Source organism: Mucilaginibacter sp. P2_A4, assembly GCF_056405015.1.
Genome location: NZ_JBFUCX010000014.1, coordinates 190,859 through 200,910, shown reverse-complemented (window position 1 = coordinate 200,910; position 10,052 = coordinate 190,859). Strand labels below are relative to the sequence as shown.

Here is a 10,052-nt window from a genome sequence, read left to right as displayed (position 1 = left end):
CCATTATTACCTGCTATGAGAAAGCTTCGGGCAATTAGTATCACTCGGCTATGATGTCACCACCTTTATACCTATGACCTATCAACGTAGTAGTCTCCTACGACCCTCAATGGAAGTCTCATCTTGTGGCTAGTTTCGCACTTAGATGCTTTCAGCGCTTATCTATTCCCAACGTAGCTACTCTGCAATACAGCTGGCGCCATAACAGATTCACCAGAGGTTAGTCCAACCCGGTCCTCTCGTACTAAGGTCAGCCCCACTCAAACTTCCTGCGCCCACAACAGATAGGGACCGAACTGTCTCGCGACGTTCTGAACCCAGCTCGCGTGCCACTTTAATGAGCGAACAGCTCAACCCTTGGGACCTTCTCCAGCCCCAGGATGTGACGAGCCGACATCGAGGTGCCAAACCTCCCCGTCGATATGAGCTCTTGGGGGAGATCAGCCTGTTATCCCCAGCGTACCTTTTATCCTTTGAGCGATGGCCCTTCCATGCAGAACCACCGGATCACTATATCCGTCTTTCGACCCTGCTCGGCTTGTCTGCCTCACAGTCAAGCAAGCTTATGCTATTGCACTCCACGTACGGTTACCAAGCGTACTGAGCTTACCTTTGAAAGCCTCCGTTACCTTTTTGGAGGCGACCACCCCAGTCAAACTACCCGCCAAACAATGTCCTCCRCWKTGCAGAGTTAGACACCAGATACAAAAAGGGTGGTATTTCAACGTTGACTAACTGACTCCTAGCGAAGCCAGATCACAGTCTCCCACCTATCCTACACATCCTGTATCCGATATCAATGTTAAGTTGTAGTGAAGGTGCATGGGGTCTTTCCGTCCCGTTGCGGGTAACCGGCGTCTTCACCGATACCACAATTTCACCGAGCTCATGGCTGAGACAGCGCCCAGATCGTTACACCATTCGTGCAGGTCGGAACTTACCCGACAAGGAATTTCGCTACCTTAGGACCGTTATAGTTACGGCCGCCGTTTACCGGGGCTTCGATTCAATGCTTCGAATTGCTCCTAACATCCCCTCTTAACCTTCCGGCACCGGGCAGGTGTCAGGCCATATACGTCATCTTTCGATTTTGCATAGCCATGTGTTTTTGTTAAACAGTCGCCTGGGCCTTTTCACTGCGGCTGGCATTGCTACCAGCGCCCCTTCTCCCGAAGTTACAGGGCCATTTTGCCGAGTTCCTTAGCCATGATTCACTCGAGCACCTTAGGATTCTCTCCTCGACTACCTGTGTCGGTTTACGGTACGGGTTTTTATAACCTGAAGCTTAGCGGGTTTTCTTGGAAGTCTGATTACCTGAACTATTACCGCCTCCGAAGATTTGGTATACTATCAGCTTTCAGCATGGTCTGCGTACTTAACTACAGTCCATATACCTAYGGCCTTTAACGAACTATTCCGTCAGTTCGCGTCAGTGTCACTACTCCGTCACCGCATCGCAGTTATAAAAAGTACTGGAATATTAACCAGTTGTCCATCGGCTACGCCCTTCGGCTTCACCTTAGGCCCCGACTAACCCTGATCCGATTAGCGTTGATCAGGAAACCTTAGTCTTTCGGTGGGCGGGTTTCTCTCCCGCCTTATCGTTACTTATGCCTACATTTGCTTTTCTATAACCTCCACAGTCGGTTGTCCCTCCTGCTTCGCCGGCATATAGAATGCTCCCCTACCAGATACATTACTGTAAATCCATAGCTTCGGTATACTGCTTGATGCCCGTTTATTATCCATGCCCGATCGCTCGACTAGTGAGCTGTTACGCACTCTTTAAATGAATGGCTGCTTCCAAGCCAACATCCTAGCTGTCTATGCAATCGGACCTCGTTAGTTCAACTTAGCAGTAATTTGGGGACCTTAGCTGATGGTCTGGGTTCTTTCCCTCTCGGCCCTGGACCTTAGCACCCAGAGCCTCACTCCAGCGTATATTAATAAGCATTCGGAGTTTATCTGGATTTGGTAGGATTTGACTCCCCCGCACCCAATTAGTAGCTCTACCTCTTATTAACTCAACCGCCAGGCTGTTCCTAAAAACATTTCGGGGAGTACGAGCTATTTCCCAGTTTGATTAGCCTTTCACCCCTACCCACAAGTCATCCGGAAACTTTTCAACGTTTATCGGTTCGGTCCTCCAGTACCTGTTACGGCACCTTCAACCTGCCCATGGGTAGATCACAAGGTTTCGCGTCTACCTCCCCTGACTATACGCCCTATTCAGACTCGCTTTCGCTTCGGATCCGTGTCTTAAACACTTAACCTTGCCAGGAAAGAGTAACTCGTAGGCTCATTATGCAAAAGGCACGCCGTCACGGAACAAGTCCGCTCCGACCGCTTGTAAGTACACGGTTTCAGGTTCTATTTCACTCCCCTGTTCGGGGTTCTTTTCACCTTTCCCTCACGGTACTGGTTCACTATCGGTCTCTCAGGAGTATTTAGCCTTACCGGATGGTGCCGGCAGATTCCCACAAGGCGTCTCCGACCTCGCGGTACTCAGGATTCCACTATCCTATCATTACTTACCCGTACGCAGCTCTCATGCTCTATGGCCGGGTTTCCCACCCCGTTCCGGTTCATTTTGATATTCATATTGTGGTCCTACAACCCCAATTATGCCGTAACATAATTGGTTTGGGCTTTTTCCCTTTCGCTCGCCACTACTCAGGAAATCATTATTATTTTCTCTTCCTCTGCTTACTTAGATGTTTCAGTTCAGCAGGTTTGCGCATATTTGCGACTAGTCTTCAACTAGCCAGGTTTCCCCATTCAGAAATCTACGGATCAATTCATATTTGCTGATCCCCGTAGCTTATCGCAGCTTATCACGTCTTTCATCGCCTCTGAGAGCCAAGGCATCCCCCGTGTACCCTTTCTTACTTTCTTCTACTATACCGCCTTTTGCCCGGTATGTATGCTTTTGATTCTTGTTGTAATTCAGTATCAAGTAGCTAGTATCAAGTATCAAGACCGAAGCCTTTCCTCTTTTTACCTTTTTCCTTGAACTTCAGTCTACAACAGTCCTCTATACTGTTGTCTTCTTTTTTTCAATTACTTCTTCCAATATGTCAAAGAACGTTTTGTTGAGCTGAAAGCTGAATGCTTAAGGCTAAAAGCTTTTGAAGGCTTTTTGCTTTAGGCTTTGCGCTTTAAGCTTAACATGGTGGAGAATAACGGATTCGAACCGTTGACCCCCTGCGTGCAAGGCAGGTGCTCTAGCCAGCTGAGCTAATCCCCCTAAAAATGAGCTGAAAGTTAAAGGCTTAAAGCATAAAGCTTTTTTCCTTTCTTTCTTCGCCTGAAGTTTAATGCTTTCTGCCTTTGGCTTTCTGCTTTTCGCTCCTTTCGTAGTCCCGAGCAGATTTGAACTGCTGACCCCTACATTATCAGTGTAGTGCTCTAACCAAACTGAGCTACAGGACTTTTTTTCAGTTTGCAGTACTTAGTTTGCAGTTTGCTTCATAGTTAGCTCTTGTTGCCAACTGCTAACTGCATTACTGCCCACTGTGAACTGCCTACCGTATCCTTCGCTCGCCTTTTGGCTTCGCTCCACATCGATGGCTTCATCTTTTGGGTTTTCCTTTTGTGTGTTTAATTATTGAATGACTGAATTACTGAAGGACTGATTTAATGTATGGTATCAACCACTCACCTAATCAACCAATCAAACCCAATCAACCAATTTTAAGAAATAATCATGTAGGTAACTTGTTATAATATCTCCAGTCGATTTTGATACTGCTCCAGAAAGGAGGTATTCCAGCCACACCTTCCGGTACGGCTACCTTGTTACGACTTAGCCCCAGTTACCGACTTTACCCTAGGACGCTCCTTGCGGTTACGCACTTCAGGCACTTCCAGCTTCCATGGCTTGACGGGCGGTGTGTACAAGGCCCGGGAACGTATTCACCGCGTCATTGCTGATACGCGATTACTAGCGAATCCAACTTCACGGGGTCGAGTTGCAGACCCCGATCCGAACTGTGAATGGCTTTGAGAGATTGGCATCCTGTTGCCAGGTAGCAGCCCTCTGTACCATCCATTGTAGCACGTGTGTAGCCCCGGACGTAAGGGCCATGATGACTTGACGTCGTCCCCTCCTTCCTCTCTATTTGCATAGGCAGTCTGTTTAGAGTCCCCACCTTAACGTGCTGGCAACTAAACATAGGGGTTGCGCTCGTTGCGGGACTTAACCCAACACCTCACGGCACGAGCTGACGACAGCCATGCAGCACCTAGTTTCGTGTCCCGAAGGACTAGAGCGTCTCTGCTCTATTCACTAACTTTCAAGCCCGGGTAAGGTTCCTCGCGTATCATCGAATTAAACCACATGCTCCTCCGCTTGTGCGGGCCCCCGTCAATTCCTTTGAGTTTCACCCTTGCGGGCGTACTCCCCAGGTGGAATACTTAACGCTTTCGCTTAGACGCTGACCGTATATCGCCAACATCGAGTATTCATCGTTTAGGGCGTGGACTACCAGGGTATCTAATCCTGTTTGATCCCCACGCTTTCGTGCCTCAGTGTCAATTAAACCATAGTAAGCTGCCTTCGCAATTGGTGTTCTGTGACATATCTATGCATTTCACCGCTACTTGTCACATTCCGCCTACCTCTAGTTCATTCAAGCTCTTCAGTATCAAAGGCACTGCGATAGTTAAGCTACCGTCTTTCACCCCTGACTTAAAAAGCCACCTACGCACCCTTTAAACCCAATAAATCCGGATAACGCTTGGATCCTCCGTATTACCGCGGCTGCTGGCACGGAGTTAGCCGATCCTTATTCTTACCGTACATTCAGCTTGATACACGTATCAAGGTTTATTCCGGTACAAAAGCAGTTTACAACCCGTAGGGCAGTCTTCCTGCACGCGGCATGGCTGGTTCAGGCTTTCGCCCATTGACCAATATTCCTTACTGCTGCCTCCCGTAGGAGTCTGGTCCGTGTCTCAGTACCAGTGTGGGGGGTCATCCTCTCAGATCCCCTAAACATCGTAGCCTTGGTAAGCCTTTACCTTACCAACTAGCTAATGTTCCGCATGCCCATCTTGTTCCTATAAATATTTGATCATATTGCAATGCTGCATCATGATGTTATGCGGTCTTAATCTCTCTTTCGAGAGGCTATCCCCCTGAACAAGGTAGGTTACATACGTGTTACGCACCCGTGCGCCACTCTCAAGGAAAGCAAGCTCTCCTATCCCGTCCGACTTGCATGTATTAGGCCTGCCGCTAGCGTTCATCCTGAGCCAGGATCAAACTCTCCATTGTAAAATGTTTTGTTTGTTCACTGACCCTATTATTAATAATAGAATCTGTATATAATTATATCTTTATACAGTATCTCTCTTCTTTTTGTTATCATAACTCCTCTGCTCCTGCTTTCGGCTTTACGCCTTCCGCTTTTCGCTTTAGTGTTACTCTACATGATTTTCTATTTCTTAAAAGAACTTTCTCGCTTCATCATCCGAATCCGCTATATGTTTTGGAGGTTTTAATACCTCTTAACTTTTCATTTTTATTGGCTAAAATCGCTTTAGCTTTTTTTACTTCTTTTCCTCTTTCAAGGACCCTTCCGTTTGGGTCTGCAAAGGTAGAAACCTTTTCCGCTTTTCCAAAACCTTTTTCGCTTTTATTTTTTTAAGCGTTTTTTCAGTTTTTAATCCCCTTTTCCTTCCCTCTCTTCTTCCTCAGCGGCGGGGTGCAAAAGTGCGAATTATTTTTTGATCTGGCAAGTGAAACGTTCACTTATTTTAATCTATTTTTATTCGCTAACTTTTCAAAAAACAACGCTCTTTTTCTTGAGCGGCCACAAATGTACACAGAAAACCCCTTACGTACCAAGAGAATCTTTCAAATAATTAAAACAATATACAAGTACCTGTAAACTAACATCAAACTAATCCCGCCAACCTATTAATACCGGGCTATAATAGCATTTATTGAATTTGTATATTTACAAAGTATATGAACGACCATCAATTTCCTGATAATTTCCTGCAATCATTGAGCGCGGAAAATGGATTTAACGAAGAAAATTTCATCAAAGCACATCAAATTGCTGATGCGCCTACCTCTATAAGGTTAAATCCTTTTAAGCCTTCGGCATCAAAAACAGACGAGCAAGTGCCCTGGTGCGCCGATGGTTTTTACTTAAACACCCGCCCATCCTTCACTTTCGACCCGCTTTTTCATGCCGGTTGCTATTATGTACAGGAGGCATCGTCTATGTTTATCGATCATATATTTAAAAATATCAGGCCAAATATTGATGAACCTGTAAAAGTGCTCGACCTTTGCGCCGCCCCGGGAGGCAAAAGCACCTTGCTTAACTCGGCCATTAATGCCGATGATCTGTTAGTGGCCAACGAAATTATCAAAACCCGTGTACCTGTATTAACCGACAATCTTAGCCGCTGGGGGCAGGCCAACGTTATCGTGAGTAATAACGACCCTAAAGATATTGGCAGACTTAAAAGCTTTTTTGATATTATACTGGTTGATGCACCTTGCTCCGGCTCGGGCATGTTCAGGAAAGATCCCCAGGCGATGAACGAATGGTCTGAAGCCAATGTGGAGCTTTGTCATCAGCGGCAGGAGCGGATCCTTGCTGATATATTACCGGCACTAAAAGAGGATGGATACCTTATATATAGTACCTGCTCCTACTCGCACCAGGAAAATGAAGATATACTGGATTGGCTTTGCCAGGAATTTGATTTGGAAAGCATCCGCATACCTATATATAAGGAGTGGGGAATTGTTGAAACGCAATCGGCCAATAAACAAGCATGGGGGTATCGTTTTTACCCCGGACAGGTTAAAGGTGAGGGCTTATTTGCCAGTTGCCTTAAAAAGAAAACCAATACCGGCGAACTGGGCAACTTTAAAAACAATATGCATCAAAAGGTAAGCAGTACCGAAATTGACCAGGTAAAAGCATACATCAATAACCCCGATGATTTTTATTATTTTAAAGTGAACGAAGATTGGCTAGCCATTAACCGTGTACATAAGGAAAGCCTGAATATTTTACAACGACACCTTTATCTTAAAAAATCGGGCGTACGCGTTGGTAAGCTGATGGGCAAAGATCTGATCCCCGATCATGAACTTGCCTTAAGTACTATCATGAATAAGGATGCCGTTTTGCAAACCGAATTAACCTATGATCAGGCTATCCAATACCTGCGACGTGATAATATCGATCTTCATCCTACAGAAAAAGGCTGGAGTTTAATGAATTTTGAAGGGCAGGCTTTGGGCTGGGCTAAATTACTGCCAAATAGGATCAATAATTATTACCCGAAAGAGATCAGAATTTTGGCGAGCCCCCCTACCCCCTAAAGGGGGAGCTTTTGATTAGCATAGTGGTGACTGCTATATTTTAATTTTATGATTTTATAGTTCCCCCTTCAGGGGGTTAGGGGGCCTCTAATACTGCCCGGTAGATAATAATACCAGCGTACAGGCTTCCTCCGTTTCAATTCCCTTTTCATTGGCCAGGCGGCGCAGTTCGGAATTTTCGGTGCCGGGGTTAAAAATTATACGCCTGGGGTTGGTATTCAATATATAATCATACAGCGGCGGTTGGTTTTGCGGACCAACATATAAGGTAACTGTGTCGATATCGTTATGGATAGCCTCTGCTTTTTCTATCGGTACACCAGCTATCTCGCCGGTTTTTATGCCCACGTTAACTATAGTGTGCCCTCGGCCTGCTAATCTATTGGCGGCGAGGTTTGCATATCTGCTGGTATTTGGTGTCGCCCCCAGTATAAGTGTTTTTTTATCAGCCATTGATGATCCTGTTTAATAATGCTACCTGGCCAGAGTGATATATATGATGCTGAATTAGTCCGTTAATCAATTCTTCATAAGTAACACCTGTGCCCAGCTCGCGGTCCCGTTCGTCTGTTGTTAGCTCATCCCATTGTTCCGGAGAGAACTTTTGGATAATGCCAATCAAATTTACGTTCACCAGCTTTAAATCTTCAACATAGTTTTGCCATTTTTGTTCGTCGGGGGTACCGGTCGGGGGCCAATCGCCACTCGTGGGGATGCCGGATGGTAAACCATTCATCCTATCCATCACCTCTTCCGTCCAGGCTATCATGTGTAAAACAATCTCCGCGATATTATGTGCCGACCCCTGTGGTTTTTCATAAGCGGCCTCAAAACTGATGCCTTCTACAATCTTATAAACCGACGGGCCGTACCATGGATCGCCCGATAATATCGTTTGTAATTTGCTGCTTAATTCTTCAGAAATGGTCATGCTAATATTTTTAAAGTTGCCAATGCACAGTTGATGCCGTCTATTGCAGCAGAAATAATGCCACCCGCGTAACCCGCGCCCTCTCCGCAAGGAAATAATCCCGCTACCTGCGGATGCTGTAAAGTTTCTTTATCCCTTGGGACTTTTACTGGCGATGACGTACGCGACTCTACACCCACCAAGATAGCTTCATTGGTGTAATATCCCTTCATTTTTTTGCCAAAAGCCGGCAAAGCCTTTTGCAGCCGTTTATTTATCCATGCAGGTAATACCTCTTTAAGCTCGGTACTTTTGGTACCGGGAAGATAAGAGTTTACCGGCAGATCATTTGATAATCGCCCTTCTACAAAATCAACCATGCGCTGGCCGGGAGCAACCAAGCTTCCTCCACCTGCATTAAATGCGGCATGCTCTACCTGTTGCTGAAAGCGCAGCATTTTAAACGGATCCTTATCATCCCCAGCAACATCTTCCATGTTGATCTGTACTACCGTACCCGAGTTGGCAAACGGATTATTACGTTTTGATGGGCTCCAGCCGTTCACCACAATTTCGTTTACTTCGGTAGCGCAAGGTGCGATGATACCGCCCGGGCACATGCAAAATGAAAATACTCCCCGATCCTCTACCTGTTCAACCAGGTTATAATAAGATGGCGGCAAATCTGGCCCGCGGTATTCGCAATGATACTGTGCGCGATCAATTATTTCCTGCGGATGTTCAATCCTTACCCCTAAAGCGAAAGGTTTCGCTTCGATCAAAATATTTTGATGATGCAGCATTTCAAATACATCCCTTGCCGAGTGGCCCGTTGCCAGGATCACGGCATCGGCGGTCATTTTCTCGCCCGATGCCAGCTTTACACCCTTTGTCTTGCCAAACTCCACCAGCAAAGCGGTAACTTTTGTATCGAAATGAAATTCGCCGCCAGCATTCAAAATCGTTTCGCGCATGGCAGTAATGATCTGGGGTAATTTATTAGTACCTATATGTGGGCGGGCATCTATCAATATATCGGCATCAGCACCATGGGCCACAAACATTTTAAGTACCTGGTTCACATCGCCCCTTTTGGTAGATCGGGTGTATAACTTACCATCAGAGTAAGTTCCAGCACCGCCCTCGCCAAAGCAATAGTTGGATTCGGGATTTACCAAACCCTGTTTGTTGATATTTGCCAAGTCCCGGCGACGTTGTTTAACATCCTTACCACGCTCCAAAATAATCGGCTTTAATCCCGATTCGATACACTGCAAGGCAGCAAAAATCCCTGCCGGACCAGCGCCTACAATAATAACCGGTCGACCAAATTGTACGTCCGGATAATTTACGATATAGCTTTCGGGCTGATACGGCTGATCAATAAATGCCTGCACCATCATGCGGTAAACCACTTTACGGCCGCGGGCATCAATGGATCTTTTTAAAATTTTAACTGCCGATAATTTTTGAGGCTGCATATTTAAAGCTGCAGCAGCAAGGAGCTTGATCACCTCTTCGTCTTCATGCTGCCCGGGAGGGCATACTATTTCAATTTCTTTTGTCATGTTGATGGCCGGGTTTTTATCCCGGATTAGGACAAAGGTAGGAAAAAGCCCCCTCAAAATCTCCCCCTAAAGGGGAAGACTTTTTATAAGTGCGCAGAATAATTTTAGAATATATCCAACCTTTGTTTCCCCTTCAGGGGGTTAGGGGGCCTGAGCATTCTGTCCGCCTATGCACAATGACCGTCCGCTATCGAACAGTTTTAAAAGTCTATTATTTTAC

The 10,052-nt window shown here is 46.0% G+C and carries 4 protein-coding genes, 2 tRNA genes and 2 rRNA genes; 1 reads left to right on the top strand and 7 read right to left on the bottom strand.

The window, feature by feature from the left end:
* Positions 1–15: 15 nt before the first annotated feature.
* The 4 genes from AC1DYB_RS23675 to AC1DYB_RS23660 all read right to left on the bottom strand — a co-directional run bounded on the left by AC1DYB_RS23675 (position 16) and on the right by AC1DYB_RS23660 (position 5,278).
* Positions 16–2,895: ribosomal RNA gene (locus AC1DYB_RS23675) — 23S ribosomal RNA — on the bottom strand.
* A 275-nt stretch (positions 2,896–3,170) separates the two neighbouring features.
* Positions 3,171–3,247, bottom strand: a tRNA-Ala gene (locus AC1DYB_RS23670).
* 110 nt (positions 3,248–3,357) lie between these two features.
* Positions 3,358–3,432, bottom strand: a tRNA-Ile gene (locus AC1DYB_RS23665).
* Between the two features lie 324 nt (positions 3,433–3,756).
* Positions 3,757–5,278 (bottom strand): 16S ribosomal RNA (locus tag AC1DYB_RS23660).
* The 16S and 23S rRNA genes sit together here with 2 tRNA genes alongside, the layout of an rRNA operon.
* Before the next feature lie 696 nt (positions 5,279–5,974).
* Here AC1DYB_RS23660 and AC1DYB_RS23655 point away from each other — a divergent pair.
* Positions 5,975–7,354 (top strand): methyltransferase RsmF C-terminal domain-like protein, encoded by a 1,380-nt coding sequence (locus AC1DYB_RS23655; RefSeq protein ID WP_477438507.1) that lies wholly within the window; start codon positions 5,975–5,977, stop codon positions 7,352–7,354.
* An 87-nt stretch (positions 7,355–7,441) separates the two neighbouring features.
* On the opposite strand, the gene AC1DYB_RS23650 is transcribed toward AC1DYB_RS23655, so the two are convergent.
* From AC1DYB_RS23650 to AC1DYB_RS23640, 3 genes are read right to left on the bottom strand one after another with little or no spacing between them, the layout of a single operon-like run.
* On the bottom strand, positions 7,442–7,807 hold the full coding sequence (locus AC1DYB_RS23650) for a CoA-binding protein (protein ID WP_477399546.1): 366 nt from the start codon (positions 7,805–7,807) through the stop codon (positions 7,442–7,444).
* Entirely contained in the window at positions 7,800–8,285 is a 486-nt protein-coding gene (locus tag AC1DYB_RS23645; RefSeq protein WP_477438505.1) for a DinB family protein, read from the bottom strand. Before AC1DYB_RS23645 ends, AC1DYB_RS23650 begins: the two co-directional genes overlap by 8 nt.
* Positions 8,282–9,832, bottom strand: a complete 1,551-nt coding sequence (locus tag AC1DYB_RS23640) for an NAD(P)/FAD-dependent oxidoreductase (protein ID WP_477438503.1) — start codon at positions 9,830–9,832, stop codon at positions 8,282–8,284. The genes AC1DYB_RS23645 and AC1DYB_RS23640 overlap by 4 nt, the downstream gene beginning before the upstream one ends.
* Between the last annotated feature and the right edge of the window lie 220 nt (positions 9,833–10,052).

Bases quoted from the DNA above. Each gene is read 5' to 3' on its own strand.
- AC1DYB_RS23640 (WP_477438503.1), bottom strand. From the start codon at position 9,832: ATGACAAAAGAAATTGAAATAGTATGCCCTCCCGGGCAGCATGAAGAC.
- AC1DYB_RS23655 (WP_477438507.1), top strand. From the start codon at position 5,975: ATGAACGACCATCAATTTCCTGATAATTTCCTGCAATCATTGAGCGCG.
- AC1DYB_RS23645 (WP_477438505.1), bottom strand. From the start codon at position 8,285: ATGACCATTTCTGAAGAATTAAGCAGCAAATTACAAACGATATTATCG.
- AC1DYB_RS23650 (WP_477399546.1), bottom strand. From the start codon at position 7,807: ATGGCTGATAAAAAAACACTTATACTGGGGGCGACACCAAATACCAGC.